This window comes from Algisphaera agarilytica (genome assembly GCF_014207595.1).
Taxonomy (GTDB): Bacteria; Planctomycetota; Phycisphaerae; order Phycisphaerales; family Phycisphaeraceae; genus Algisphaera; species Algisphaera agarilytica.
This window is the reverse complement of sequence record NZ_JACHGY010000001.1, coordinates 3135078-3161717: the sequence shown is the minus strand read 5'-3', so window position 1 is coordinate 3161717 and position 26640 is coordinate 3135078. Positions and strand designations below refer to the sequence as shown.

Genomic DNA, 26640 nt, shown 5'->3' with positions numbered 1-26640 from the left:
GCTAGTCGCCTGCCGAAACGACTCGGCCGGAAACGGGTGCACGTGAATTTCAAAACCACACTGGTGATGTTGGTCTTGCTGGCGGCGATCGCCGGGGCTTATCTGTGGATGAGCTCGGCCGGTCCCCGGGGCGCTTCGCCCCAGGAATCGCTGCCCGACACGCTGGTCACCGGCCGTGAGTTCCAATCCATCACCATCCAGCAGCAAGACCAGACGCTGACCCTGGAAAACCAGGAAGGCCAGTGGTGGCAGACCCAGCCGGTCCGGTTCCCTGTGACCGGCGAAACCGTCGAGACCCTGGTCAACGCCGGGCTCTCGCTGGTGCCACGCAAAGTTTTTTCCTACGACGACGAGTCCGCCACGATCGCCCCGGGCGAAGCGCTCAGCACCCTGGGCCTGGAGCCGCCCCGCGCCACGGTCACCTACCTCAGCGACACCGGAACCCACCAACTCCTGCTCGGGACCTACAGCGTCGCGGGCTCGGCCTACCTGCAATTGAATGGCGACGAGCGGGTCTATCTCGTTGACCCCACGCTGCACAACGCCGTCCTCAACGCCGACCCGAAATCGTGGCGCCCCCAAACGCTCCCGACGCTCGACGCCAACCGCGTCAACCGCATCACCCTGACCGGCGGCCCGCAGGACCTGAACCTCACGCGGGCCGAAGACGGCTGGTCGCTTGCCCCCGACGGCGGCGAACGCGCCGACGACGAGTTGGTGACGCGTCTGGCCATGATGGCCCAGCACCTCAAGCCCCTGAGCTACGTCAGCGACGCCCCGGACGCCTTGACCCAGTACGGCCTCGCCGAACCCCGCGCCACGCTCACCACCGCCGACGCCACCGGTGCACGCCAGACCCTCCGCCTCGGGCAGGACGCCGACCTCGGGGGCACCTCGGTTTACGCGACCTGGTCCGACACCGATGAGGCTTCGCCGGTGGTCTTCGTCCTGCCCGCCGACCCGATCAACGAGCTGCCTCGCATCACCGCCGACCTGCTCCGCGACCCGCGTGTCGTCACCGCTTCGCCGGGCACGATCCGCGGGCAGCTAGTCAACCGGGTCGGCCGCGACACCGTCGAGATCAATCAGAGCCCCGACGGTCAGGGGCTCGCGTTTGTCGAACCCGAAACCGGCTACGACCCCGATATCCAACGGGCCTCCCGCTGGCTCACGACCCTGACCCGCGTGGAGCCGACGGGCCACGTCCGGGCACCGCGTGAGGCCCAGGCCCCGATCGCGCTGATCGAGCTGCGTTTAACCGGCGGGCGTTCCGAATACGTCCGGCTGTACGCCGACCGCGACGGGCGGGAAGACGTGCTGCTCGCGGTGCGCGAAAGCGAGACCGTCGCGGCGCTGGTCCCCAGCGAGCAGGTCGCCCCCCTGCTGGCCCCGGTGGTGACGCTGCGTGACCGCAACCTGCCGGATGTAGGGCCGATCGAGGAACTACGCCTGACCCGCGACGACGGCGAGGCGTTCAACTTCGCTCTCGACCCACAGCAAGGGTGGCTCCCCCAGAACGACGACTTCACCGACCAATGGCACGCCGACCGCTTCAAAGAGCTTGGCGATTGGGTCGCGTCGCCGAGGGTCCGGTCGTGGACCGCACTGCCCGAGTTGCCGCGAGGCCCCACCGCTCGCCTGTCCCTGGGACAAGGCAAGCCCGCGTACGTCGTCAACGTCGATCAACAACTCGGGCAACGCACCGACCTGCCGGGCGTGTTCCGCCTGCCCGAAGTCATCGCCCCGCTCTTTGGCGAGGAGTACCGGCAGAAACTCGTCCTGCCCTACCGCCCCGATCAGATCACGCGTGTGACCCTCGGCATCGAATCCAATCCAGACTCGCCGAACCTCCCCCCCGCCGCGACCATCAGCCGCAACCCGCAAGGCGTCTTTGTCGACGCACAAGGCAATCGCTTCGACAACCAAGCGCAGTGCGCCGCCTTGCTGAACACCCTCGCGGGCCTCTCGGCCAAGCGGATCATCCCCGCCCGGCTGCCCGAACAACGCCAGCCGCCCATCCGATTCTGGGAACTCGCCACCGACGACGGCCAAACCCACCGCCTGCAACGCGACAACCTGGGGGTCTGGTCACTCAACGACCTGACCTTCTTCATCGAGGCCGAGGACGACAAGCTGCTCAAGCAGCTGGACACCGCCTGGGGCAAAGCGTTGGTTTCGCCCTGAGTCGCATGATTAAGTTGCCGGGGTCGCACCGAACCGAAGATCAGACCTCGGCTTCGGCGGCTTTCTTGGATTCGCGTTCCGCCTTGGCGAGGTCGTTGCGCGCTTGCTCGAGGTCGGAGAGGTAGCCCGCATCGATGTCGCCGGTGATGTAGCGTCCGTCGAACACCGAGCACTCGAACTCTTCGATCTGCGGATTGCCTTCCTGGGCGCATTCGATCAGGTCGTCGAGGTCCTGGTAGATCAACCAATCCGCGCCGATCTCTGCGGCGACCTCATCGACCGAGCGGTCGTGGGCGATCAGTTCCTGAGCCGCGGGCATGTCGATGCCGTAGACGTTGGGGTGACGCACCGGCGGCGCCGCGGAGCAGTAGTACACCTTCTTTGCGCCGCACTGCCGGGCCATCTCGATGATCTGGCTGCACGTGGTGCCGCGCACGATCGAGTCGTCGACCAGACAGACCACCTTGCCGCGGAACTCCAGGTCGATGGGGTTGAGTTTCTTACGCACGCTCTTGCGCCGCTCGGTCTGGCCGGGCATGATGAAGGTTCGGCCGATGTAGCGGTTCTTGATGAACCCCTCGCGGTACTTCACGCCGAGCTCGACCGCCATCGACAGCGCCGAGGTCCGCCCCGAGTCGGGGATGGGCATCACCACATCGATGTCGTGATCCGGCTGCAGCCGCATCACCTTCTCCGCGAGCTTCTCGCCCATGCGGAGGCGTGCCTTGTAGACGCTGATGCCGTCCACAAACGAATCCGGACGGGCCAGGTAAACGTGCTCGAAAATACACGGCGACAGCGTGGGAGCCTCGGCACACTGCTGCTCGTGGACGTTGCCGTTCCGGTCGACGTAGATCGCTTCACCGGGGGCCACGTCGCGGACGACTTCATAACCCAGCGAGTCGAGCGCGACCGATTCGCTGGCGAACATGGTTTCGACGCCCTGGAGCGTGTGGCGTTGGCCGTAGATCAGCGGGCGGATGCCCTTGGGGTCGCGGAAGGCGACGATGCCGTGGCCGTTGATCATCGCCACGGCGGCGTAGGCCCCGCGGCAGCGTCGATGCACTTCGGACACCGCCCGGAACACGCCCTCGGGCGTCGGCTCGGGGTCAGCGGTCACGTGCAGCTCGTGGGCAAACACGTTCAGCAGCACCTCGCTGTCGCTGGTGGTGTTCACGTGGCGGAGGTCGGTCTGGTAGACCTCCTTGGTGAGCTGATCGGAGTTGGTCAGGTTGCCATTGTGGGCCAGCGTGATGCCGTAAGGCGCGTTGACGTAGAACGGCTGGGCCTCGGCCGAGCTCGCACAACCCGCGGTGGGGTAGCGGCAGTGCCCGATGCCCATGGTGCCCATGAGCTTGCGCATGTGCTTGGTGCGGAAGACGTCCCGGACCAGACCGTTGTCCTTACGCAGACGCAGGTAGCCGCCGTCGTCGGTGGCGATACCCGCGGCGTCCTGTCCGCGGTGTTGCAGCACGGTCAGGGCGTCGTAAAGCCTTTGGTTAACTGTAGTTTGAGCGACGAGTCCGACAATCCCGCACATGCGTTAGGTTCTCGCCTGGGGGTAGCTGGGCGTGTCACAGCGGCTCCGCCGTGCAAAGCAAAACGGTATCCGACCCCCGGGTGAGGGTCAAACCGTTTACTCACAAATGTGGCTCAGCGCCTAGCAACGCATCCCGGCCCGCACATCCGACTCGGAGAACTGGCTCTCGAGGTAACGGGCGACGTAATCGATGATGCTCTTGGCTTCGGGGATGTCGGGGTTACCGGTGGTGCCCATGGGCTCAAAACGCATGTCCTTGAACCGGCGGACCGCCTCTTCCAGAGGCAGGCCGTATTGCAGGGCCAGCGAAAACGCACGACAGAACGCCTGCATCAGCCCCGAGAGGGTCGAGCCCTCTTTGGACATCTTCACAAAGACCTCGCCCGGCTGGCCGTTTTCGAACAGACCGATGGTGAGGTAGCCCTCGTGGCCCATGATCTGAAACTTATGGGTGATCGAATCGCGACTGGGGAGAAGGCTCTGGCGTTGGCTGACCATCCGTGGTGCTCCAAGTGTTTACGTCGAATTAGCAACCGGCAAGAGTACCGATAATCTTTCGAAAAATCTATCGGCGCGCGCTGCGAGGCACCATGAGATTCTTCCTCGCCGTCCCGCTATGATCCGCCCGTGCCCAAACGTGCCCCGAACTCCGCTGATTTCCCCATCGCTGCGTTGCTCGATTGGTACCGCCAGAACCAGCGGGAGCTGCCCTTTCGGCCGCGCAAACGAGGGGGGCGCTGGGAGATCAAGCCCAACCCCTACCATGTGCTGGTCAGCGAGGCGATGGCCCAGCAGACCCAGATCGCGACGGTCGTGCCGTACTTCGAGCGGTTCGTCGAGGCGTTCCCCACGGTCGACGACCTGGCCGAGGCGGATGAGCAGCGCGTGCTCACGCTCTGGCAGGGCCTGGGCTACTACCGGCGGGCCCGGAACCTCCACGCCGCGGCCCGGATGATCGTTGATGGGTTCGACGGCCAAGTCCCCAAGACCGCCGAGCAGCTCTTGAAACTTCCGGGGGTCGGCCGGTACACCGCCGGGGCCGTGGCGTCGGTGGCCCACAACACCCCCGCCCCGATCGTGGACGGCAACGTCGCCCGGGTCTTCGCCCGCTACTTCCTGCTCGAAGAGGCGATCGACAAGCCCGCCACGCTGAAACAGCTCTGGCAGCTCGCCGACGAACTGGTCCAGGCCTCCGACGCCCCCCGCGACTTCAACCAGGGCGTGATGGAACTGGGCGCGACAGTCTGCACCCCCAAATCGACCAAGTGCCTCTACTGCCCGCTGCACGATTCGTGCGCTGCCCACGCCGCGGGCCGTGTCGCCGAGTTGCCGGTGAAGACGCCGAAGAAGAAACCCGTCGCCGTGACGCACACCATCCTGGCGATCCACCGCAACGGAAAGTACCTCTTCGAGCAGCGCCCCGCCAAGGGCCTGTGGTCCAACATGTGGCAGATGCCCACGCTGGAAGACAGTGACGTCTCCGCCGCAACCGAGACCATTAAGAACCAATTCGGCCTGAGCATCAGCGAACCCGAACCCGTTTCATCGTTCACCCACCAAACCACCCACCGCACCATTCAGTTCGCGCTCACCCGATGCGAAGTGAAATCGGGACGCCTACATGCCAAACGCGGCGAGTGGCGGCCCCTGAGCAAGCTCGACGATCTCCCCCTCGCCAAACCGCAACTCACCGCCATCGACCTCTTGTAAATTCACTTTGCTCCGGCAACCCCACCACTAAACTAAGGGGTATGAACAAACCACTTCCGAAACACACGCTCAAGCTCGGGCGCCTGGCGGCCTTTTCATTTGCCCTGTTTTTGGTAGGACTGTTTGGCTGCCAGCGATCAACCATCAACGCAGAGGTGCCGACCGAGTTCTCGATCGAACACGCCCATATCATCGACTCGCCCAACCGATACGGCGGCAGCGTGTCAGACAAGACGCTCAAGCTGATCGAGCAACGCATCCAAGATTACGGGCTTAACGATCAAGACGTTTGGTTCATTTACCTACGCGCAAACTCGAAACATGACCTCACACGCTACTACGCCGAGGTCTACATGCCGCCCGAGCCAATCGAAGGGCGAATGTACGGGGGCGAGTTCGTGGTCATGCGGACCGAGGCGGTGGATGAAGAACTGTCTGTCGTGATGGCCAAATTCGAAGAACCCATGCCAAGCCAGGTGCATCCTTACCTGTGGGTTAAACCAGCAGACTCTTCAACGCCTACTTCAGGGCTCGAATCCGTTGACCTAAACACGCTACCCATCACCCCGGTCGATAATTTCCCCCACGACAGACTGATTGCACTCATCGATTTGATGCGTACCTCACCCCAGATGCCAAGCACCACCACTCACAGCGGGCACGGCGATCGGAAGCTCGAGATTGTTATGCCCGGCGAAAAGGTCGAACCCAACCGACCGGTCTGGAAAATCGAGGGTTCTCTCAAAGAACCAGAGGTTTATCTTTTGGATAGCGACCGTCGACGAAAACGGGGGCAGTTTGTAACCCTAGTTTGGCTTGACGATCGATACCAAGTCGAAGGCATCGGCCAGTACGGAGCATCCACCGGTTGGCTCTGGCAGTACTAGCGAACTCCTAGCCGCTGACGAATCAGCCGTGCCCGGGCCACGCGCCGGGTCGCGGGGTCCATTTCGCTGCCGGTGATTCTCTGCAAGTGGGCGGGCTGAGTGAGCAGGAAGAGTTCATTGATCGTGCGGATATCGACGGTGTCGAGGCGGCCGAGGTTGACGCCGAGGCGCACGTGGCTGAGCAGTTGCAGGACTTCTTCGGTGCCGATGACCCGGGCGTGGGTGAGTAGCGCCCAGGCTCGCCATATCTTGTCGTCGAGCTGGTCTTCGCGTTGACGCAGCAACGCCTGCCGGGCCTGCTGTTCGTAGGCGATAATCTGCGGGACGACGGTGTGTTCGAAGTCGGCCAGGATTTCCTGCTCGGTCTTGCCGAGCGTGGTCTGGTTGGAGACCTGGTAGAGGTCGCCCTGGGCTTCGCTACCTTCGCCGAAGAGGCCGCGGACCGCGAGGTGCATGTCGCGGGCGGCACGCTTGACCTTGTCGATCTCACCCGTGAGCTTGAGCGCGGGCAGGTGCATCATGACGCTGACGCGGATGCCGGTGCCGACGTTGGTCGGGCAGGCGGCGAGGTAACCGAACCGGCGGGAGTAGGCGTACTCCAGACGTTCTTCGAGGATGTCGTCGATGCGATTGATCTGCTCGAAGGCCTCGGTCAGCTGCATGCCGCTACGCAACACTTGGATGCGCAGGTGGTCTTCCTCGTTGACCATGATGGCGAAGGTCTCGTCGCCGCCGACCGCGACGCCGCGCGGGATCTCGTTTTTGGACGAGCCGTGCTGACGTGAGATGAGGTGGCGTTCAACCAGGAGCTGGCGGTCGGTGGGCATCGCGTCGGCGAGCTGGACCCAGATGATGTTGTCACCCAGTCGCTTGTTGGTGATGTGCGACCGGCAGGCCTCAAGAATCTCGTAGCGCTGCCGCCGGTTGGCGTGGCCGACGAAGGGGAAGCCCGCGAGGTTGCGTGCCAGACGGATACGGCTGGAGATCACGACATCCGACTGCGGACCCGCGCCGCGTAACCATTCCCCAGCGTGCTCGGTGATGTTGCGGAGCGTCATGGCTCAGCGTTCCCCTTCCATCTGCTGGATGTCGTCACGCAGCCGTGCCGCGAGTTCGTAGTCTTCCGCCATCACCGCGTCGTCGAGCTGACGCCGGAGCCGCTGCATCGCCATCTGGCGCTGCTCGCCGACACCCGCGCGCCGGGGGACCTTGCCGATGTGGTGGGTGCCGCCTTCGTGGGCGCGTTCGAGCAGCGGGCTCAGCGGCTGCTCGAAGGTCTTGTAGCACATGGGGCAGCCCAGCAGGCTGTTCTCCCGGAAGTCGGCGAACGTGGTCCCGCAGTTTTCACACGCGGTGTCTTTGGGCGAACCGCCCTCCCCGGACTTGCCCGATTCACCCTCGCCGGACGCGCCCCCGGAGTGGAGCTTGACGAAGTTGGTCAGCAGCTCGTTGATGGGCGCGTGGGCCGACTTCATGGTCAGGCCCTCCTCGGCGGCACAGGCGTCGCAGAGGTTGATCGCCACCTTTTCGCCTTCCTTGCTGATCTCCACCGAGTGGTGGGTCGCCGGGCGATTGCATTTGTCGCATTTGTTTTTCAAAACAGGTTGCTCGCAGGAACCATGGAAGATGCAATGCTAGGCCCAACCGGGGAAGCGTTCAATGGGTTTTTCGCGTAACCCGCCTCAGGATTCGCCCACGGTCAGCGTCACGTTGCCGCTGCCGCTGCGGAACCCCTCGAGGTCGAGGCTGATATAGGTGTAACCCGCCGCCTTGAGCCCGTCGACGACGCGCTCCCGCATGCCGGACTCGGACAGCCGGGCGAACTGGTCGAGCGGGATCTCGAGGCGGGCGACTTCTTCGTGGTGCCGTACCCGGAACCCCGTGAAGCCCAGGTCGGCCAGGGTGTTCTCCGCTTGCTCGACCTGCTCCAACCGCTCGGCGGTCACCGGCGTGCCGTAGGGCAATCGGCTGGCCAGGCAGGCCGCGGCGGGCTTGTCCCAGTTGGGCAGGCCCAGGAGCCGGGCCACGTCGCGCACGTCCTGTTTGTTCAGCTTTGCTTCGACCAGCGGCGAGATCACGTCCGCCTCGTCCGCGGCCTTCAGCCCCGGGCGGTGGTCGCCCTGGTCGTCGAGGTTCGTGCCGTTGGCGATGGCGGTGATCCCCAGCGTGCGTGCGGTCTGCTGGAGCGTGTTGTAGAGGTGGGTCTTGCAGAAGTAGCAGCGATCGCCCGCGTTTTTCTGATAGTCGGGGTCGAGCTGTTCGCCGGGCTGGACCTCGAGGAGTTTCAGGTCGAGCTGCTCGGCGAGCTGGCGGACTTCCTGCAGTTCACGCCGAGGCAGCGACCGAGAATCGCCCACCGCCGCGGGGGCCGCGTCACGGCCGAGCACCCGGCGGGCCGCCGCCGCCACGAGGGTCGAGTCGATGCCCCCGCTGAAAGCGGTCATCACCGTTAGCCCCTGGCGTTGACGGAATACCTCCAGCAGCCGGTCCACCCGGGGGTCGTCGGGCCACGCCTCGGCGGGTTCGGATTGAGAAAGCAGCTGCGTCACCACGGGTATTGTACGCGGTTGAAATGTCGGCATCCGGGTGTTATCCTTCTCGATCCCCCGCCAAACACCCAGGTGCCTGGCGGCGTCCAAACTGGACTCGTAGCTCAATTGGATAGAGCAGCGGTTTACGGAGCCGCAGGTTGCAGGTTCGAGCCCTGCCGAGTTCATTCCCCCCTTCTTGCCCCCACCCGGGCAACCCTTCCGGCCCACCTCCGATAACCAAGCGATCCGAGGAATCAACCGCCTCCGCAGTTCAGGCTTTGGCCTGAGTTTACGGATTCGCTGTAATCCCCAATGAATTCCGGTCGATAAGAAGGTGTTGTGATCACCGCACTCCCGATTGGGGGCCTGATTGATGGACCGCACACCCGAACCAGCCCAACGCTCCAGCAAGCAACGCCGACACCGGCGTCAGAAGTTGCACAACTTCGACAGTCCCTTGGGACAGGTGCTGGATATCTCGGTGTCGGGTGCCTGCATCTTCCGCAAAGGCGATCGGCCGGTTGAGGTCGGGCAGATGATCACCCTCCAGGTGGATACCCGCCCCGAACCGCTGCAACTGCAAGCCCGGGTGATCCGCATCCAGCCCATGGGGCTGCGTCGCCACGAGATCGGCGTGGAGTTCGTCGATCTCGCCGAGGCCGACCAGAAACGCCTGAGCCAACTCATGGCCCAGGCCAGCCCGGACTACAGCCCCCGCGCTTGGGTGGCCGCGTAAGCCCGGGATCGAGGCACCCCACAACTCAAACCCCGCTTACTTTCTGATGGCGTTTATTTTTCTGCGCCGACTTCGATCAGGTAGTACTGGATCGCATCCGACAGGGCCTGCCAACTCGCGTCGACGATGTTCTCGTCTACGCCGATGGTGCTGAAGCGACGCAGGTTGCCGTCCACCCCGCGGGCCTCGAACTCGGCGGTGGCGCGGACCTTGGCCGCGGACTGGGCCGTCGGGTTGACCACGCGGACGGCGTAGTCGGTCAGCGTCAATTCATCGATCTGCGGGTAGTGCGCTCGCAGCGCTTTACGCAGCGCCGCGTCGAGCGCGTTGACCGGGCCGTCGCCCTCGGCCACGCGGTGCTCGACCTCGTCGCCGACAGTGAGCTTGACGATCGCCTCGGTCTGCGTGGGCTCTTCGGGGACGCCGAGGATCACGCAGCGGTAGTGGTCGCGCACCCAGAAGGACGGGCGCTGGCCGATAGCTTCGTACATGAGCAGCTCGAGGCTGGCCGGGGCGTGTTCGAACTGGTAGCCGCGGTGTTCGAGGTCCTGGACCTTGGTGAGCAGGTTGGTCTGGACCTCGGGGGTGACCGCGTCGCCGAACTTTTGGCCGAGGGTGGCGGCGATGTTGCTGCGGCCGGACAACTCGGAGACGAGGATGCGCCGCTGGTTGCCGACGGACTCGGGCTCGACGTGTTCGTAGCTGTGGGCGATGCGTTGGACGGCGTGGACGTGCATGCCGCCCTTGTGGGCGAAGGCGTTGTCGCCAACATAGGGCTGGCCGTCGTTGGGCTCGACCGCGGCCTTTTCGTAAACCGCGTCGGACAACTCGCCAAGACGAGCAACCGCACCGTCGATCAGGCAGTCGTAGCCGAGCTTGAGTTTGAGGTTGGCGATGACGGTGAGGAGGTCAACGTTGCCGCAGCGTTCGCCGATGCCGTTGATCGTGCCCTGGACCTGCACCGCCCCGGCGGCCACGGCGGCCTGGGAGTTGGCGACCGCAAGGCCCGCGTCGTTGTGGCAGTGAATCGCGAGGCTGGGCAGCGACTCGGCCGAGGTGTCGGCATCGACCGCGAGTTTCTCTTTCAGTTCGGCCATGACCTGGGTGACCCAGTCGGTCATCGAGCCGCCGTTGGTGTCGCAGAGCACCAGGCGGGTCGCGCCGCCGTCTATCGCGGCCTGCAGCGTCTGGCGGGCGTATTCGGGGTTGGCCCGGTAGCCGTCGAAGAAGTGCTCGGCGTCGTAGAACACCTCCTGCACGCTGTCCGCGGACCGGCAAAACGCCACCGAGTCGCGGATCATCGCCAGGTTTTCCTCCCGACTGATCCGCAGGACCTCGTCGACATGCAGGTCCCAGGTCTTGCCCACGATCGTGATGATCGGGGCCCCGGAGTTGACCAGCGCCTGCATGCCCTGGTCGTCGGCCGGGTCGATGCCCTTGCGGCGGGTCATGCCGAAGGCGCAGACGCGGGTGTGCTTGAGTTCGAGCTTCTGGACTTCTTCGAAGTAGGCCACATCCTTGGGGTTGGACAGCGGGTAGCCGCCCTCTACGAAGTCCACGCCCATCTCATCGAGCAGTTGGGTAATCGCCAGCTTGTCGGTCAGCGTGAGCGAGACGCCCACACCCTGGGTGCCGTCACGGAGGGTGGTGTCGTAGATTTCGATTCGGCGGTTGTTTTCGGGGCTGGCCATGGGGGTTTCCAAGGGGCGGCGAGGGGCGAACAGGGTATCAGATACGGATTCGGGGCATAAAAAAACCCTGCCATCGGCAGGGTCGGTTCGATTCATGTGGATGCACGATCAGCCGCCCTACCGGAGGTTGTCCTCGATAATCGAAATCGTAATCTCGGACTGTGGGGCGGCAAAGCTCATGCGGTGAGTATATCGATCGGGGTCTTGGTGTCTAGAGTGAAGTTGGCGCGACACGCCGACGCATCAGCACGGGAACGACCAGCCCGAGCGTCAGCAAACCCGCGGGTTCGGGCACCGCCTGGTAACGCTGCAGCGCTTCGATCAGGTAGTACTCGCCGTAGATCAGCGTCTCGTCGTCGTATTGTCCGTTGGCGACCGCGTCGGGGTGGGCGCCGACGCCGTGCAGCAGCAGACGCGATTCGCCGGTGGCGTCGGCGGCGAAATACGTCGCCGAAAGCAACGCTTCGAGGATGTCTTCAGCGGCTTCGAAGTACCGCTGCTCTTCGTCGGGGTCGTCGACCAGCTGCGACAACTCGATCAGGGCCGAGGCGGTGATGGCCGCGGCGGAGGTGTCCTTATCAAACAGATCGGGGTCGCCGAGAAAGAGCTCAAAATCCCAGAACGGCACGTTGTCATCGGGCAGGTTGGCGAGGAAGTAATCCGCCAAATCGGTGGCGATGTCGAGTAAGGCGTCGGCCTCCGACGTACTGACCGAAGCCGAGATCGCTTCGCGGTAGGCCATCGTGAAGCCGTAGATCCCCCAAGCCTGCCCGCGGGCCCAGGTCGATTCGTCTTCGTAGCCCTGGTAGGTGCCCGCCTGGGGCGTGGGGAAGCCGAACTCGACGGTGTGATAGGTCGTGCCGTCGTTGCGGACGTGGTACTCGGCCGTGGTCTGGGCGTGGGCCAGTGCGTGGTCGGCGTAGCTCGACGGCCCGCCCTCCGCCGCGACGTCCCACAACAATTCGAGGTTGATCATATTGTCGATGATCACCACCTCGTTCCACGTGCCCCAGTCCCAGGACTTGATCGCCTGGTAGCTCGGGTCGAATCGGTTGTCGAGGCGCTCGGCGGCTTCGTTGAGGACCGCTTTGTAACGCTCTTCGCCGGTGATCCGGTACGCGTTGCCGAACGCGGTGTTGAAGACGAAGCCGATGTCGTGATCGGACGGGCGGAAGTTGAACGCATCAAGGTAGGTCTGCGTCACCGCGTCGTCGGACTCGAGCCCGATGAGCGCCATGGTCCACGACTCGGCCTGTGTTTTGTATTCACTCTTGCCGGTCTGCTCGTACATCTTCCACAAGATGCCGGGGTAGAAACCGGTGGTCCATCCGCCGACTTCGCGGTGGGTCCAACCAGAATCACCCGCGATGTACGAGTTGGGGTACATCGTGGAACTGCCCGCCGAGGCGGCGGTGGCTTCAGCAGCCATGGCGGTCACGCGCTGGTCGATCGTGGTAAACACCGCATCGACGTCGATCCCTTGGGCGGTTGCACCTAAGGACAAAGCACCAATTAAAACAGCTGACGTGATTCGAAGTGGGTTATTCAATCCAACGACCTCCCAGAAAGCATCTCGATCGATACTTGCGACATGCACCGGCACCGCGATCTGCAAACCGCCGGGCACCGAAGACTTTTCATCATTATGAATCGGCCATGTTCATGCCACAAGGCAGGGCCGGATGATCGGAGCTAGCTCCCGCGTCGCAGCCGACTCATCGCCCCGATTTCGCCCGAAAAAGTCCTCTTCAAACTCGCCTCGCTTTGTGCCGCGGCCTCCCTATACTGATGCCGCATGAACACCACAGCTCCGAATCCTGATCCGGCGACGGCGCCCGAGCAGCCGCTGTACCCGCCCTATCGCCGATGGGTCCACGTCCTGGCGTTACTCCTTGTTGCAGCAACCTTTGTGTTGATTGCGATCGGCGGCCACGTGACCAGCAAAGACGCCGGGATGGCCGTGCCCGACGGGTTCACGACCTTCGGCGTGTGGTCCCTGATCGCCCCGCTCGAAACGTGGTGGTACGACGAGGGCACCCGCCTAGAGCACTCGCACCGGCTCAAGGGCTACGTCGTGGGCAGCCTGACCATCGCGGTGCTCGTCGCGGTGATGTTCACCCAACGCCGCCGCCGGTGGGTCAAGGGCCTGGCCTGGGGCCTGCTGGCCTTCGTGATCCTGCAGGGCATCATGGGCATCCTCCGGGTCGATGAGGTCTCGATCTTCCTCGCGGGGATCCACGGCGTCACGGGGCAGATCTTCTTCTGCCTCACGGTGCTGATGGCCACGGCGGTGAGCCGGTTCTGGATGAGCCGACCGACCGACAGCGATGAAGAACGCCACCGGCGCACGCTGCGGATCGCCCCGCTGCTGCTGTTGGCCGGGCTCCTGGTTCAACTCATGCTGGGCTCGGCGGTGCGTCACAGCCAGTCGGCCCTGGCGATCCCGGACTGGCCGTTCCACTACGGCCAAGTCATGCCGCCGATGAGCCAACCCGACATCGATGCCGCGGTCGCGGCCGTGCCCGACGACGAGCGGGCCGAGCGCTTCGCGCCCCTGCGTGTCGATGCCGAGACCGGCGAGGTGCTGCCGGGAACCTACGAAACCTGGCAGGTCCACCTGCACTTCACCCACCGACTCGGGGCCTACGCTCTGTTCATCATCGGTATCGGCTTCGCCGCCTGGGTCTGGCGCAGCTACCCCGGACAGATGGCTGTGCTGCTGCCCGCCACGCTGTTTGCCATTTTCCTGTTGCTGCAGGTCGGGTTGGGCGTGATGACCGTGCTCTCCGGCGAGCACTACACACTGGCCACGTCACACCAATCCGTGGGCGCGATCCTCTTCGCCACCGCGACGTGGATGACTGTCCGGCTGCACCTGGTGCCCCCCGCCTCCAGCCGACCGGCCAATATCCCGGTCGCCGCGGGCGACGCCACCACCGAGATCTTCCGCAAGTCTTCGCCGAATCTCGACGCCGATCCGGCGCTGACGCGAGACCAAGCGCCCTCACCCGCCCAAGACCCACAGCCCCAGACCGTCCACGCGTGAGCTCCGTCCCCCCGCCCGAACCCGCCGCCTCGCTGCCGTCATCCACGACGACCGACGCCGCTGCGCCCCGGGCCTACACGCTGCGTGACCGCTGGGCCGACTACAAAACCCTGGTCAAGCCCAGCATCACCCGCATGGTGGTCATCACCACGGCGATCGGCTTCGCCCTCGCAGTCCGCAGCGGGCACTCGTGGACCTGGCTGATGCTCATCGGCACGCTCGGAGGCACCGCACTCTCATGCATGGCCGCCAGCGTCTACAACCAGGCCTACGAACACCGCACCGACGCGATGATGCCCCGCACCGCCAAACGGCCCCTCGCCGCCAAGCGTCTGCCCATGGGCGAGGCGTTGGCGTTGGGCACCAGCCTCATGCTGGCCGGGCAGGCGATGCTGTGCATGTTCGGCACGCCGCTGGCTTCGGGCGTCGCCGCGTTCACGATCCTCAGCTACGCACTGATCTACACCCCGCTCAAACGCGTCTCGCCGATCTCGCTGTACGTCGGCGCGGTGCCCGGGGCGTTGCCACCGGTCATCGGCTACGCCGCGGTCACCGGCAGCCTCTTCACCCCGGACGCCGCCGCTGCGTGGATCATCTTCCTGATCATGGCGTTGTGGCAGGTGCCCCACTTCCTGGCGATCGGCTACATGTACCGCAAGGACTACGCCGCGGCCGACCTGGCGATGCACGCAGTGCGTGACCCCTCGGGTCGGTCATCGTTCCGCAACTCGATCCTGACCTGCCTGGTGCTGCTGCCGGCCGGTTTGGCTCCGACGTTTCTCGGCTTCGCGGGATGGATCTCATTCAGCGTCGCGCTGCTGTCCGGGCTGGTGTTCCTGGGGCTGTCGATCCAGTGGGCGATGCGTCCCGGACTGACCTCGGCCCGCCGGGTGTTTTTCGCTTCGTTGATCTACCTGCCGGTCGTGCTCGCGGTCATCATGATCGACGCCCGCTGACCCGTCTCCCTTGGAATCGATCCCCATCGCCACCGCCGCCCCCGATCTCGACGTCAACGCCCCACCGGCCGCATCCGCCGAGCCCCAAGCTACGCCCGCGGTGCAACTCACGGGCCTGACCCACCGATACCCCAAAGCCTCACGCGACGCGGTCAGCGACCTCTCGCTGTCGATCCAACCCGGCGAGGCGTTTGCCCTGCTGGGTCCCAACGGCGGCGGCAAGACCACCACCTTCCGCATCCTCGCCACGCTCCTTCAGCCCAGCGCCACACAACCCGGCGCGGTGCAACTCTTCGGGCAGGACGTGCTGGCCAACCCCGCCGCGGCCCGCCGCATGCTCGGTGTTGTCTTCCAATCGCCCAGCCTCGACATCAAGCTCACCGCCCGCGAAAACCTCGACTGCCAGGCCCGGCTCCACGGCCTGCCCCGCCTCGAATCCACCCCACGCATCGACGAAGCCCTGGCCCGCTTCGACCTCACCCCCCGCATGCACGACGCCGTCGAGACCTTCTCCGGCGGCATGAAACGCAAGCTCGAGATCGCCAAGGCCCTGCTGCACCGCCCCCGCCTGCTGCTCATGGATGAACCCGCCACCGGGCTCGACCCCGCGGCCCGACGCGAGCTGTGGGACCACCTCGCGGACCTACGCCAGCGCCACGACCTGACTATCGCCTGGACCACCCACCTCATGGACGAGGCCGAGCACGCCGACCGCCTGGCCGTCCTCGCTTCCGGCCAGGTGCTCACGGTCTCCACGCCCGGGGAACTCAAGGCCTCGCTCGGCTCTCATGTCATCAGCGTCGAGCCGCTGCACCCCGACCAGCTCGGAACCATCCGCGACCAGATCGATGCGGCATTCGGCCCCTGGGCCCCGGGCAAAGAACCGGCCGTCATCCAGGACACCATCCGCTTCGAACACGAAGACGGCCCCGCGATCGTGGCTCGGATCGCCGAGCAACTGCCCGGCGGCGTCCGGCGGATTTCGGTGGGTCAGCCGACGCTGGAAGACGCGTACCTGCGGCTGACTCAAACCCCATCTTCCTAAGACAAACCTGCCGCACGCTTTACGATCAACCACCGGATCGAAACGCGCAAAAACCCTATTTTAGATGGTTTATTCTGGCTTCTGCCGGGGGCTTTGGTTAAGCTACTGTTCGCGACGCACGGTTTGGGTCAGGCGTCAATGCAACACGGAACGGCGTAGTTCTAGCCGTATTCTTCCGAGTGTGTCGCAGCAGGGTGAGAGCGAGGGGATTTCGGGTTTTCCGGGCCGGACGGCCTGTCGTGGCGTCATTGACGCGCGTCGCCGGCAGGGTGCTCTTTGACAATCGAGGTTGGCTCACCGTGCGAACCTGCCGACGCGCGAACACGGGGCGGTTTGGAGAAAGTCCTACATCCACATATCCCATTGATAGCGTCTCCGCCCGTCGGACACGCGGTGAGCCCGCCTCGTTCCGGCCCACGGCCTTCCCACCGGAACTCCACCACCACTTTTCAGATGAACCACACCGCGCAACGCCGCGGGGCTTATCATCCCCGGATGTTCCCGCACGGCCGACCGCTGCCCTATTCCTTCAACCCCCTCGAAGCGCTGCGTCGCTGGCCCGCTCAGCGGCCCGTGGTGATGCTCCACTCCGGGCGGTTCGACGCGCAATGGTCGCGGTACTCCCTTCTCGCCGAGCCCGTTGGGGCCATGGTCCACCGCGACCGGCAGAGCGCCTGGATCGGCGAAGGCCCATCTCAACCCGCCCCGCTGAAACACGATCCGTTTGGCGATCTGGACGCCGCCCTGACCCGGGACGCCTCGCTCTACGTCGGCCATCTGGGCTACGAACTGGCCCACGCCATCGAAGCCCTGCCCCACAACGCCGCCGCAGACCACGGTTGGCCGGATATGCAGTTCCAGCGCTGCCCGAACTTTTTGGTCTACGACCACAGCGACGAGACCTGGCAGGCCGTCGGGCCCAACCCCGAGTCGCTGCCGGACCTCTCGTCCTCATCGATCGCACCCGACGCCCTCGCGTTCGAGTCTTCGCAGCCCCGGCCCGACCTTGCCCGGGCAGATCACGAAGCCGCGGTGCAGCGCGGTCTCGAATACATCGCCGCGGGGGATGTGTTCCAGGTCAACCTCGCCCAGCGGTTCACCGCCGAGTTCGAGGGCTCGACGCGTGGCGTGTTCCTGCAACTCGCTCAGGCGTCACCGGCGTGGTACGGCGCGTACCTCGAACTGCTCGAACCCGACGGCCATCCGCCGCGTCGCGTGGCCTGCTCGACCTCGCCGGAGCTGTTCCTCCAACTCGACGACGATGGCCGCGTCACCACCCGGCCGATCAAGGGCACCCGCCCCGCCGACGTCGACCCCAACGAGCTGCGCGACGCCGAGAAAGACACCGCCGAGCTCAACATGATCATCGACCTGCTGCGCAACGACCTCGGCCGGGTCTGCGACTACGGCAGCGTCCGCGTCACCCAGCCGCGCACCGTCGAGTCTCACCCCACCGTCCACCACGGCGTCGCCACCGTCACCGGACAACTCCACGAGAGCCGATCGCTCCGCCACCTGCTCCGCGCGACCTTCCCCGGCGGATCGATCACCGGCGCCCCCAAGGTCCGGGCGATGCAGATCATCGATGAACTCGAACCCGTCGCCCGCGGCCCCTACTGCGGCGCGATCGGCTACGCCCAGCAGAAACAGGACCGCCCCACCGCCCGGCTCAACATCGCCATCCGCACCCTGCTCATCGACCGCGAAGCGAAGCGTTTGCACTTCTCGGTGGGCGGCGGCATCGTCGCCGACTCCGACCCCGCCGAGGAATACGACGAAACGCTTCACAAAGCCCAGGCGATGCTACAAGCGCTAAAAAAACCGCCCACGCCCCAGGCATCTCAACCCCGTTAAGGGCGGACACCGGAGCATGAGCGTGGGTTAGGAGTTCAGGTCAAGGATGCTTAATACTTCACGCCGCAGCCATAGGGCTGGGTGGTGTGTTCCGCCACTTCGCTGCCGGCCAGCAACGCATCCACCGCGTCGGCCAGGTAGTTCGTTGCTCCATCGATGTCGCTGGTTCGGGTGGACCGGACGCTGTCGATCGCGCCCTGGTAGCGGAGCACGCCCTCGCCATCGATGACGTAAATGTGCGGGGTGGTCTTGGCGGCGTAGGCCTTGCCGACCGTGCCGTCTTCGTCGAGCAGAACGGCGGTCGAGTTGATGCCCTTTTCGGCGACCTCAGTGTTCCAGCCCTCGGCGGTCAGGTGGCCTTGCTTACCGGGGGCCGAGGAGCAGATCGTCAGCCAGATCACGTCGTCTTGGGTGGTGTAGGCTTCCTGCCAAGCCTGCATGTGGCCTTGGCCGTAGAACTTTTTAACAAACGGGCACTGCTGGTTGGTCCACTCGAGCACCACGGTCTTGCCCGCAAAATCTTCGAGCGAGTGTTCAACGCCGTTGGAGTCGGTCAGCGTAAACGCCGGGGCCTGCTCGCCCGTGGCCACGCCGCCCTTTGCAGCCACCGACGCCACGGGCATCATCATGATGGCCAGTGCCGCGACGATCCCTGTCAATCCGAACCATGCGATGGGTTTCATAGTCTTGCTCCTGAAAGTAGTGTTCGTTTATTGGCTCTGCGCAACGTTGCGCACCGGTAAATCAACTCGGAAAAACCGTGTGTCGTTCATGTCTTCTGGGTTGTGCCAAGCCAGCACGCCCGCCAACCTGTCGACGGGTTCTGCCGCGGTCGGATTTCTTTCCAGCAAAAGCGTTAATTCTTCGTCACGGCTGAACTCGACCACCTGCGTCGCGGACATCGCGATCGGTTTCGGGTCCTCGGGAAAGAAGCGCACATCCCCGCCTTGCGCGGCAAATCCCTGAAACTCCGGCGAAGGCAACCTCAACCGGTAAGTGTCTCCCGTTGCGGTAACCTCGGCTTCACCGTCTTCAGAAATCACGGCCATACCCGTCCGGGAATCCGCCCACGCAAACAACTGCTTGGCTTGGGTGTTTATTTCTGCCCCGCCCGCCTCGGTAATCAGCAGATTCAAAAACAGATTCGCCGCGCCTGGCTCGCACGCTTCTTTACAAACCAGCCAATCCGCCGACGCACGCAACCGAACACGCTCGCCCTTGAAATCTGCTGGCACGTGGATGACAACCGGCAAGACGATCTCGCCCTCGTAGCCGTAGCTCGCCAGGCCCCCGACCTCGTAATAGTGCGGGGCGGGCCAGTCGATGTCTTCCGCCGTCACCCCCTCGGGCAGTTGCCACTCGATCGAAGTCGCCATCCCCGAATCTCCGGGGTTCTTCCAATAGGTGTGCCACCCTTCGTCCATCTTCAGACGCAGCCCCACCCGGGCCGTCTCACCCGGAACCACCGCGGTGTGCTCCGCAATCAACTCCGCTTCGACCCGGCCGTCACGAACCGCGGTGAGCGAAAGCAGTTGAGCGGACGCCGATTCCACCAGCAAGGCAGCCGTCAGAAGAGCAAGAATCCGAGATGTCAGGGTCCGCAGCATGACTGTTTCCCGAATGCCGAGCTTGATAATGAACACTAGCGCAGTCCTTCGGCGAATCAAGGACATGCAAACGGATTCCGTCTATTCTGTCGGGATGTCTGCCCCACTCCGCCTGGCCCTGCTCCAACACGCTTGTGTCGACGATCCGGCGAAGAACCTCGCCGTCGCCACCGACATGATCCGCGACGCCGCGTCGCGGGGCGCTAAGCTGATTGTCACGCAGGAGTTGTTCAAGAGCCTGTACTTCTGCGTCGAGGAAGACCCCGCCGCCTTCGATCTCGCCGAGCCGATCCCCGGCCCGACCACGCAGCACCTGGCCGACCTCGCCAAGGAGCTTGGTGTCTGGATCTCCGCGTCGTTGTTCGAACGCCGCGCCCCGGGGCTGTACCACAACACGTCGGTCCTGCTCGACCCGGCCGGTCAGATCGCAGGCAAGTATCGCAAGATGCACATCCCCGACGACCCGAGCTACCTCGAGAAGTACTACTTCACCCCCGGCGACCTCGGCTTCCGGTCACACCCGCTCACAGCCTCGGACGACCAGACGCTCGGCGAGGTCGGCATGCTCGTTTGCTGGGACCAGTGGTTCCCCGAAGCCGCCCGGCTCACCGCGATGCAGGGGGCCCAGGTCCTGCTCTACCCGACCGCCATCGGCTGGCACGCCGAGGACTCCGCGGAAGACCACGCCGCGCAGCTCGACGCCTGGAAAACCATCCAGCGCTCCCACGCCATCGCCAACGGCGTCTTTGTCGCCGTGCCCAACCGCATCGGCACCGAGGGCGTCAACACCTTCTGGGGCAGCAGCTTCATCGCCGACCCCATGGGCCGTGTCATCGCCCAGGCGTCGACCGACCAACCCGAAATCCTCACCGCCGAACTCGACTTGTCCCAGGTCGAAAAATCCCGGCGGGAATGGAACCTCTTCTTCCGGGACCGGCGCACCGACGCCTACGGCGGGCTTTCCGCGCAATGGGGAAGCTGACCTAGCCACGCCCGGCTTTCGCCCGTGGATTGATAACGGAACCGTTCATAAACCTAGCCGGTGGCGCGTCGATCCATTAGCATCAGAGCTGTCACATCGGAGCTCGTCTTCTTTTCCATGCTCTGTTGAGGTCTTAGCCATTTGAATTTCTGAAGAGAAGTTTGAAATGCCCAATCTCCTTCTGACCAACCTCCTGTTCATCATCGGCCTGTATGCGCTGCTCGAACTCGGGGGATGGTTAGCCCGCAATGCTTCCTCATCAGATGCGCCACCGGCCTCCGGGGTCGTCTTTGCCGTGTTTGGCCTGATCATCGCTTTCACGTTTACAACGTCTGCCCAGCGTTTCGACGAGCGCCGCGAACTGATCGTTCACCACGCGAATGCGTTTGGCACAGCCTGGGACCGCCTCGACATCCTGCCCGAAGAAGACCGTGAAGCCGTGCGTGCGCCTATGCGTGAGTGGATCGGATTAATCGACCGCCCTGTACAGGGGCCGATCCAAGAACATCTGGTCGCGATCGAGAGCGAAGCGTTGAGCCTGCAGCAGGAAGCCTGGGACAACGCGGTGGCAGCGGTGAAGCGCACCGATCAGCCCGCTCTCACTGTGTTTATTTTGGCACCGCTCAACGAATGGTCCGACCTGACCACCTTGCGACGCACCCGCGGCGATGTCGGCCTGCCCCCCATGGTCCTGGGCACATTGATTGGCTTGTCTTTGTTGGTCGCTCTGGTCGCAGGCTACGCCATGACCAAGCGAGGCAACCCCCTACTGCTCCACAAACTCGCCTTCACGATCGCCATTGGCATCCTGCTGCATGTGATCGTCGACCTCAATGCACCACGCGAAGGCCTTATCCGCGTCGATAGAGCCGACCGGATCCTGTTTGAGTTGTATGAACAGAACAAAATCCCCGCGGAATCCGCCGAAGCTAAGGCACCCCCCGACGCTGACTAGCGTCAATCGTTCATGCAAGTTGGGCCCGGAATGGCAATGGGCCTGGGAGGATTCGAACCTCCAACCGTCGGTTCCGAAGACCGGTGCTCTATCCAATTGAGCTACAGACCCGCGAGGCGGAGCATTGTATCAACCGCGAGGCGATCCGGTGGATCAGCACCACCCTCCAGAAGACCCACTTTTATCAGACGCTTCTGCCGGTGCAGCATGCTTCTCCCGAGCATTTCCTAATCCGCAGGACCGGCCCAGGCGGGTTAAGTGGGGTCGGGGTTGGGTCGATGTAAACGATATATGTCGAGCCGTGCTTATACAGTCTGTGGCCTCGTGGTTGGGGTGTTGTGGATGCTGGGATGCCAGCCGACGCAACACACCGATTTCTCCGCGTTTGTCCAGGAGCCGCGTCCCACCGTCGTCGGCCAGGACTACACCGTGGGCGTGCCCGACGAACTCGTCGTGACGGTCATGTCCGATCGCGGCGTGGAAGAGATCGTCCAAACGCTCGGCCCGGACGGCAAGCTGCGGCTCAAGGGCTTCGGCATCGTCCAGGCGGCCGGGCAAACCACCACCGAAATCACCGAGACGCTCAACGAGATCGCGCAGACCACCGACGGCATCCACAGCCTCGCGGTCCGCGTCCAGACCTTCGCCAGCCAGAAAGTCTTCGTTTTCGGGCAGGTCGAATCCACCGGCGGGCAGGCGTACCACGGCACGAATAGCGTGTTGGAAGTCGTCGCCGCCGCGAAGCCAAACCTGCGGGCGGATGTGCGCAACGTTCAGGTGCTGCGGCCCAGCCCGGACGGCGAGTTCCGCCGCCAGATGACCGTGGACCTCGACGCGATGGTGCGCGGTGGCGACACCACGCTCGACGTCGTGCTCGCGGAGGGCGACATCGTATTCGTCCCCCCCACCGCACTCGGCTCCATCGGGCTGACCTTCCAGCAGCTGTTCGGCGGAACACCACAATCGGCCCCGCAGCCCGAACCCGCGCCTCGTGAAGTCGCGGTGATGAGCAGCGTCGAGCTGCCCGAGCCCGAACCGGCCGTGGTCGAAAACATCCATCGCACCGATGCGCAAACGCTCGAGGAGCTCGTCGCGTTGCGTGAAGCCCTGGCCGAGCTGGCTCATCAGCTCCAGGAAACCCGCGAGGCCGACGCTGCTTGGTTAGCTGCCTGGGAAGAGAAAGAGCGCCAGGCCGAGCTCGAGCGTAGTCGATCACAAGTGGTGTTTTACCCACGTACTCACTTGATTCATACCTCGGCCCAGGAAGAACCATCGCCGCACACCACGCCGACCGTGTACACCACGGCCGACGTCCAACGGGGCGGAGCGGGAGAAGACGCATCGCCGGAAGGCGTGCGGTTCTGGGGGCCATGACCGGGGACATACCTCGGGCGTGGTTGGCTTAATCGGCCTGCCACGACGGAGAGGGTCAACGCCGACGCCTGCATGGGCGTCGGCGTTTTTTGTTGCGCGGACACCGGGCCGATACGATGAAGTGATGCCGCCCAAAGACTCGATCATCCCGTCGCCGGTTTTACGCTCCGCCGTCATCGCTGCGGTGATGCTGTCGCTGCTGGGCGGGTCGTTGGCGCTGGCGTGGGCCATGACCGGGGCGCCGCTGACTCCGCCGACGGTGCCGATGGCCCCGACGGTGTCGGTCGCCGGGGCGACGCTCACGCTGCCCGCGGCGTGGGAGCTGGAATCGACGGTTGCCCAGGAAGACAACCCCGTGTTGCAGTGGACGTTTACCAACCAGTCTTATCCTTCGCAGCGGTTGCGTGTTATTCGGTTTGCCTCGACGCAGCAGGCCGATCCCGGGATCGTGCTGGGCAACATGGTTGTGCCGCAGCTGGTCGCGGGCAGCCGACCCATCCTGCAACCCGATTCGCCTTGGTACCGCTACGATCGGAGCGATACCGAGATGGGCGACTCCACGGACGTGATCTTCTCGACCCAACGGCTCGCTCTGGGCCAGACGCCGCCGCAGCTGCACGCGGTCCGCATGCTCTCGCCTGACGAGCAGAACTTCTGGGTGTTTCAGCTCACCGATCAGGTCGCCGCCGAGCACTGGCACCGCGACCTGGAACTGCTTCACATGGACCAGCTCCGGCGGCTGCTCAACGGGTTCGCGTACGAATCGGGTTCTTGACCGCCTCAAAGGTCGCCGCGCCGCCCGCTTGAGCGACGCCAACCAGGCACGGTTGCGGGGCGGGGCAGGCTACAATGTCGCTTATGTCTTTTCGCCCAAACCATAGTTTCTTTCCCACGCCGACAACTCGGGTGCTGGCCTCCGCGGTGGTCCTGTTCGCGCTCTCGTGGCTGGCCACCCCATCTCATAGCCAGGACGCCCTCCGCTGGTCGGAGATGGGCTACGGCGTCTCGTTGACCCCGCCCCCGGCCACCGCTCAGGTCGAAGGCAAGGCGGTGACCTGGATCGACCCACGGGGTTTCTCGGTCTCCTTCGAGATCGTCCGCACCGAACAACCGGTCGACCTCGAAACCATGACCTCCAGCGCCATGGTGCAGATGGGTTTCGCACAGGCCACCCCACGGTTGCTCGACGCCGAGGGCAACCCTAGCGACAAGCCCCCGGTGCCCGAACGCATCGCCGACCGCCCCGCGGTCCGCATGTACTTCGAGCTCGATCAGCAGGACAAGCCCGACTGGCTCAACATCAAAAAAGAAGATCAGGTGTCTTGGTTCTACGGCCAAGCCATCGTCATGCTCGAACCCCACGCCGCGGCGATCATCAAACTCACCGCCACGCGAGAGAACCAGCAGATCGGCCAGGACGCCTTCGAAGCCGTGCTGGACTCCCTGCACATCCCGTTGGGCAGCGAACTTGATGCGGCCCGCGAGGAACTGGTCGAGCGAGCCAACACCTGGCTCCAAAGCACCCGGCCCGAGGACTGGGCCAAGGCCCTCCCGCAAGACCAGTGGTACCGCGTGATCCAAAAAGGCAAAGACGTCGGGCACGTGCATGTCCGATCCAGCCGTGAGCCCGCAGACCTCAAACGGTTCCAACAGGAAGCCCCGGGCACCCTGGCGGTCATCGATCGACGCGACCACCTCAACGAAACCCAAGCGCTCGACTCCCGCTCGGTGTACTACGCCCACGACGACAACCAGCGCGAGTTCTGGGAAACCAAGACCACCCTTCGCCCGGTTAAGAAAAAAGCCGGGCTGGCCAACCGCTCCGCCAGCCAAGCGCTGACGTGGGTGCAGATCGGCATCCGCGGCACCCAAAAAGTCACCCGCCGCGACATCCACGGCAACATGGTCCCGCGTAGCGTCAACGTGGTGACCGTGATCACCGAAACCCCGCCGAGTTCCCAGGCGGTCCAACAGATCGAATCCCACGAGCGTTTCACCGGCAAGCAGACTTCGAACAATATCCGGGGAAAGGTCGATGAGAACCAGCAGTGGGTCGCGCCCGACCGCAGCTACCTGTCTCAACTGCAGGTGTGGGCGCTCGGGGGCATGCTGCCCGCCGAGCCGGCCGTGTACTGCTTCTCGGCCTACCACGCCGAGGCGGGCAAGCCCGGGCTGCGTACTGTTGAAGTCCTGCCCCAGGACGACGGCACCCTGGTCGTGCTCGACCGGCCCAACAGCAGCCTCAGCCCCGTCCGCAGCGTCTACGACGCCGACCGTAAACTCATCGAGCGCGTCACCCCGCAGGGCCTCCGCATCGTTCCGACCACCCGCGAGGAACTCGCCGAGGTCTGGGGCATCTCGCTCGACTAACCTCATCTTCCGACTACCCCACGCCGGGCGACGCACCACCGCGTTGCCCGACGTCTACTTGTTTGACGAAAGATTCCCCCCGTGGAAATGACCATCCAACTGCCCGACCAAGATCAGCGCATGGCCATCACCGGCCCGGCTGAACGCAACCTCAAGATCATCCGAGAAGCGCTCGGCGTCAGCCTCACCGCGCGCAACGGCTCGCTGCGCCTCACCGGTGAAACGCGGGCCGTGGGCCAGGCGGCCGTGGTGCTTGAGCGTTTGCAGGAAGCCGCCCGGGCAAACAAACCCATGAGCCGGGAGCAACTGCTCGAAACCGTCTCGACCGCGGCGCTAACCAACCCCTCGCCCGCCGGGCCCACGGTCAACGTCCCGCCCTCCACGCCCGACACCATGGAGGTCTACCTCCCCGGCAAGCGCATCCGCGCCAAGACGCCCGGGCAGATGGCCTACCTCGAAGCGCTGCACCACCACGACCTGACGTTCTGCATCGGCCCGGCGGGCACGGGCAAGACGTACCTCGCCGTGGCCGCTGCGGTGTCGATGCTCAAGTCGGGTCAGGTGCGCAAGCTCGTGCTGGTCCGCCCAGCCGTCGAAGCCGGGGAGAAACTCGGCTTTCTGCCCGGCACGATGCAGGACAAGGTCAACCCGTACCTCCGCCCGCTACTCGATGCGCTGCACGACATGATGGAGTTCGAACACATCGAGCGTTTCATGGCCCACGACCTGATCGAGATCGTTCCACTCGCCTTCATGCGCGGCCGGACGCTCAACGACGCCTTGATCATCCTCGACGAGGCCCAGAACACGACCCGCAGCCAGATGATGATGTTCCTCACCCGCTTGGGCCACGGCGGCAAGATGGTTGTCACCGGCGACGCGTCGCAGATCGACCTGGACGACCCCCGCGACTCGGGCCTCATCGACGCCGCCCACCGACTCAAACGCATCAAGGGCGTGGCCTTCTGCACCCTCGACGGCAAGGACATCGTCCGCCACAGCCTGGTCCAGCGGATCGTCGAGGCGTACGAAAACGTGAAGGACTAGCCCCGAACTCCTTTGAAGCCGCTTGCGGCTTAGCGGCCCGGCCTTCTCGGGCTAAGCCGCAAGCGGCTCAATCTTCCCTAACCGTTACAAACCCACCGATTTCATTCCCCAAGGCCGGTATAACA

23 protein-coding genes and 2 tRNA genes are annotated in these 26640 nt (G+C 64.5%); 15 read left to right on the top strand and 10 right to left on the bottom strand.

All coding sequences use genetic code 11. The features are described from left to right. The first annotated feature begins 42 nt into the window (after window positions 1–42). Complete coding sequence (locus HNQ40_RS13630; RefSeq protein WP_184678374.1) at window positions 43–2184, top strand: DUF4340 domain-containing protein; 2142 nt, start codon at window positions 43–45, stop codon at window positions 2182–2184. 40 nt (window positions 2185–2224) lie between these two features. Here HNQ40_RS13630 and purF read toward each other — a convergent pair whose 3' ends face one another. Together purF and HNQ40_RS13620 are read right to left on the bottom strand one after the other, a co-directional pair. Then, window positions 2225–3724, bottom strand: a complete 1500-nt coding sequence (gene purF / locus HNQ40_RS13625; protein WP_184678373.1) for an amidophosphoribosyltransferase — start codon at window positions 3722–3724, stop codon at window positions 2225–2227. A 120-nt stretch (window positions 3725–3844) separates the two neighbouring features. Further along, window positions 3845–4222: a TSCPD domain-containing protein gene (locus tag HNQ40_RS13620; RefSeq protein WP_184678372.1), complete on the bottom strand. Its 378-nt coding sequence runs from the start codon at window positions 4220–4222 to the stop codon at window positions 3845–3847. A 129-nt stretch (window positions 4223–4351) separates the two neighbouring features. On the opposite strand from HNQ40_RS13620, the gene mutY reads away from it, so the two are divergent. Together mutY and HNQ40_RS13610 are read left to right on the top strand one after the other, a co-directional pair. Continuing rightward, window positions 4352–5434 carry an A/G-specific adenine glycosylase gene (mutY, locus tag HNQ40_RS13615; RefSeq protein ID WP_184678371.1) on the top strand — a complete coding sequence of 361 codons (1083 nt, stop codon included), beginning with the start codon at window positions 4352–4354 and terminating at the stop codon, window positions 5432–5434. 41 nt (window positions 5435–5475) lie between these two features. Next, the gene (locus HNQ40_RS13610) at window positions 5476–6321 is read left to right on the top strand and encodes a hypothetical protein (RefSeq protein WP_184678370.1); all 846 of its coding nucleotides are present in this window, start codon (window positions 5476–5478) and stop codon (window positions 6319–6321) included. Here the strand turns inward: HNQ40_RS13610 and HNQ40_RS13605 are convergent. The 3 genes from HNQ40_RS13605 to larE all read right to left on the bottom strand — a co-directional run bounded on the left by HNQ40_RS13605 (window position 6318) and on the right by larE (window position 8870). Beyond that, a complete protein-coding gene (locus HNQ40_RS13605) occupies window positions 6318–7379 on the bottom strand; it encodes a protein arginine kinase (RefSeq protein WP_184678369.1) in 1062 nt (353 codons plus the stop codon). The two genes, HNQ40_RS13610 and HNQ40_RS13605, sit on opposite strands and share 4 nt — an antisense overlap. A 3-nt stretch (window positions 7380–7382) precedes the next feature. Next, on the bottom strand, window positions 7383–7919 hold the full coding sequence (locus tag HNQ40_RS13600; protein ID WP_184678368.1) for a UvrB/UvrC motif-containing protein: 537 nt from the start codon (window positions 7917–7919) through the stop codon (window positions 7383–7385). Window positions 7920–8003: 84 nt separating this feature from the next. After that, complete coding sequence (gene larE / locus HNQ40_RS13595) at window positions 8004–8870, bottom strand: ATP-dependent sacrificial sulfur transferase LarE (RefSeq protein WP_184678367.1); 867 nt, start codon at window positions 8868–8870, stop codon at window positions 8004–8006. A 93-nt stretch (window positions 8871–8963) separates the two neighbouring features. On the opposite strand from larE, the gene HNQ40_RS13590 reads away from it, so the two are divergent. Both HNQ40_RS13590 and HNQ40_RS13585 read left to right on the top strand, forming a co-directional pair. After that, a tRNA-Arg gene (locus HNQ40_RS13590) sits at window positions 8964–9037 on the top strand. A 188-nt stretch (window positions 9038–9225) separates the two neighbouring features. Next, window positions 9226–9588, top strand: a complete 363-nt coding sequence (locus HNQ40_RS13585; protein ID WP_184678366.1) for a PilZ domain-containing protein — start codon at window positions 9226–9228, stop codon at window positions 9586–9588. A 53-nt stretch (window positions 9589–9641) separates the two neighbouring features. Here the strand turns inward: HNQ40_RS13585 and cimA are convergent, their stop codons facing one another. Both cimA and HNQ40_RS13575 read right to left on the bottom strand, forming a co-directional pair. After that, window positions 9642–11279, bottom strand: a complete 1638-nt coding sequence (gene cimA / locus HNQ40_RS13580) for a citramalate synthase (RefSeq protein ID WP_184678365.1) — start codon at window positions 11277–11279, stop codon at window positions 9642–9644. Window positions 11280–11490: 211 nt separating this feature from the next. After that, window positions 11491–12783: a glycoside hydrolase family 88 protein gene (locus tag HNQ40_RS13575; protein WP_184678364.1), complete on the bottom strand. Its 1293-nt coding sequence runs from the start codon at window positions 12781–12783 to the stop codon at window positions 11491–11493. Window positions 12784–13074: 291 nt separating this feature from the next. On the opposite strand from HNQ40_RS13575, the gene HNQ40_RS13570 reads away from it, so the two are divergent. From HNQ40_RS13570 to HNQ40_RS13555, 4 genes are all read left to right on the top strand, one after another. Then, window positions 13075–14325, top strand: coding sequence for a COX15/CtaA family protein (locus HNQ40_RS13570; RefSeq protein ID WP_184678363.1), 1251 nt, complete (start codon window positions 13075–13077; stop codon window positions 14323–14325). Beyond that, a complete protein-coding gene (gene cyoE / locus HNQ40_RS13565; protein WP_184678362.1) occupies window positions 14322–15281 on the top strand; it encodes a heme o synthase in 960 nt (319 codons plus the stop codon). The genes HNQ40_RS13570 and cyoE overlap by 4 nt, the downstream gene beginning before the upstream one ends. 10 nt (window positions 15282–15291) lie before the next feature. Continuing rightward, window positions 15292–16326, top strand: a complete 1035-nt coding sequence (locus HNQ40_RS13560; RefSeq protein ID WP_184678361.1) for an ABC transporter ATP-binding protein — start codon at window positions 15292–15294, stop codon at window positions 16324–16326. Between the two features lie 453 nt (window positions 16327–16779). Next, window positions 16780–18180: an anthranilate synthase component I family protein gene (locus tag HNQ40_RS13555; RefSeq protein WP_184678360.1), complete on the top strand. Its 1401-nt coding sequence runs from the start codon at window positions 16780–16782 to the stop codon at window positions 18178–18180. A gap of 50 nt (window positions 18181–18230) precedes the next feature. Here HNQ40_RS13555 and HNQ40_RS13550 read toward each other — a convergent pair whose 3' ends face one another. After that, window positions 18231–18863 carry a thioredoxin family protein gene (locus HNQ40_RS13550; RefSeq protein WP_184678359.1) on the bottom strand — a complete coding sequence of 211 codons (633 nt, stop codon included), beginning with the start codon at window positions 18861–18863 and terminating at the stop codon, window positions 18231–18233. 27 nt (window positions 18864–18890) lie between these two features. After that, window positions 18891–19823 (bottom strand): protein-disulfide reductase DsbD domain-containing protein, encoded by a 933-nt coding sequence (locus HNQ40_RS13545; RefSeq protein WP_184678358.1) that lies wholly within the window; start codon window positions 19821–19823, stop codon window positions 18891–18893. 58 nt (window positions 19824–19881) lie between these two features. On the opposite strand from HNQ40_RS13545, the gene HNQ40_RS13540 reads away from it, so the two are divergent. Both HNQ40_RS13540 and HNQ40_RS13535 read left to right on the top strand, forming a co-directional pair. Further along, on the top strand, window positions 19882–20769 hold the full coding sequence (locus tag HNQ40_RS13540) for a carbon-nitrogen hydrolase (RefSeq protein ID WP_184678357.1): 888 nt from the start codon (window positions 19882–19884) through the stop codon (window positions 20767–20769). A 166-nt stretch (window positions 20770–20935) separates the two neighbouring features. Next, window positions 20936–21724, top strand: coding sequence for a bestrophin-like domain (locus HNQ40_RS13535; protein ID WP_184678356.1), 789 nt, complete (start codon window positions 20936–20938; stop codon window positions 21722–21724). A 37-nt stretch (window positions 21725–21761) separates the two neighbouring features. On the opposite strand, the gene HNQ40_RS13530 is transcribed toward HNQ40_RS13535, so the two are convergent. Continuing rightward, window positions 21762–21835 (bottom strand) — tRNA-Arg (locus tag HNQ40_RS13530). 231 nt (window positions 21836–22066) lie between these two features. On the opposite strand from HNQ40_RS13530, the gene HNQ40_RS13525 reads away from it, so the two are divergent. From HNQ40_RS13525 to HNQ40_RS13510, 4 genes are all read left to right on the top strand, one after another. Then, window positions 22067–23098 (top strand): polysaccharide biosynthesis/export family protein, encoded by a 1032-nt coding sequence (locus HNQ40_RS13525; protein WP_184678355.1) that lies wholly within the window; start codon window positions 22067–22069, stop codon window positions 23096–23098. 124 nt (window positions 23099–23222) lie between these two features. Then, window positions 23223–23873: a hypothetical protein gene (locus HNQ40_RS13520; protein WP_184678354.1), complete on the top strand. Its 651-nt coding sequence runs from the start codon at window positions 23223–23225 to the stop codon at window positions 23871–23873. Window positions 23874–23956: 83 nt separating this feature from the next. Further along, the gene (locus HNQ40_RS13515; protein ID WP_184678353.1) at window positions 23957–25468 is read left to right on the top strand and encodes a hypothetical protein; all 1512 of its coding nucleotides are present in this window, start codon (window positions 23957–23959) and stop codon (window positions 25466–25468) included. Window positions 25469–25555: 87 nt separating this feature from the next. Next, on the top strand, window positions 25556–26515 hold the full coding sequence (locus tag HNQ40_RS13510) for a PhoH family protein (protein WP_246403245.1): 960 nt from the start codon (window positions 25556–25558) through the stop codon (window positions 26513–26515). The last annotated feature ends 125 nt before the right edge of the window (window positions 26516–26640 follow it).

What these genes read in the sequence shown, in the direction of transcription:
- HNQ40_RS13520 (WP_184678354.1), top strand. Translation starts at nt 23,223, where the DNA reads ATGCCGCCCAAAGACTCGATCATCCCGTCGCCGGTTTTACGCTCCGCC.
- HNQ40_RS13605 (WP_184678369.1), bottom strand. Translation starts at nt 7,379, where the DNA reads ATGACGCTCCGCAACATCACCGAGCACGCTGGGGAATGGTTACGCGGC.
- HNQ40_RS13610 (WP_184678370.1), top strand. Translation starts at nt 5,476, where the DNA reads ATGAACAAACCACTTCCGAAACACACGCTCAAGCTCGGGCGCCTGGCG.
- HNQ40_RS13525 (WP_184678355.1), top strand. Translation starts at nt 22,067, where the DNA reads ATGCTGGGATGCCAGCCGACGCAACACACCGATTTCTCCGCGTTTGTC.
- HNQ40_RS13540 (WP_184678357.1), top strand. Translation starts at nt 19,882, where the DNA reads ATGTCTGCCCCACTCCGCCTGGCCCTGCTCCAACACGCTTGTGTCGAC.
- cimA (WP_184678365.1), bottom strand. Translation starts at nt 11,279, where the DNA reads ATGGCCAGCCCCGAAAACAACCGCCGAATCGAAATCTACGACACCACC.
- HNQ40_RS13570 (WP_184678363.1), top strand. Translation starts at nt 13,075, where the DNA reads ATGAACACCACAGCTCCGAATCCTGATCCGGCGACGGCGCCCGAGCAG.
- HNQ40_RS13515 (WP_184678353.1), top strand. Translation starts at nt 23,957, where the DNA reads ATGTCTTTTCGCCCAAACCATAGTTTCTTTCCCACGCCGACAACTCGG.
- HNQ40_RS13550 (WP_184678359.1), bottom strand. Translation starts at nt 18,863, where the DNA reads ATGAAACCCATCGCATGGTTCGGATTGACAGGGATCGTCGCGGCACTG.
- HNQ40_RS13510 (WP_246403245.1), top strand. Translation starts at nt 25,556, where the DNA reads ATGACCATCCAACTGCCCGACCAAGATCAGCGCATGGCCATCACCGGC.
- HNQ40_RS13535 (WP_184678356.1), top strand. Translation starts at nt 20,936, where the DNA reads ATGCCCAATCTCCTTCTGACCAACCTCCTGTTCATCATCGGCCTGTAT.
- HNQ40_RS13555 (WP_184678360.1), top strand. Translation starts at nt 16,780, where the DNA reads ATGAACCACACCGCGCAACGCCGCGGGGCTTATCATCCCCGGATGTTC.
- HNQ40_RS13620 (WP_184678372.1), bottom strand. Translation starts at nt 4,222, where the DNA reads ATGGTCAGCCAACGCCAGAGCCTTCTCCCCAGTCGCGATTCGATCACC.
- purF (WP_184678373.1), bottom strand. Translation starts at nt 3,724, where the DNA reads ATGTGCGGGATTGTCGGACTCGTCGCTCAAACTACAGTTAACCAAAGG.
- HNQ40_RS13585 (WP_184678366.1), top strand. Translation starts at nt 9,226, where the DNA reads ATGGACCGCACACCCGAACCAGCCCAACGCTCCAGCAAGCAACGCCGA.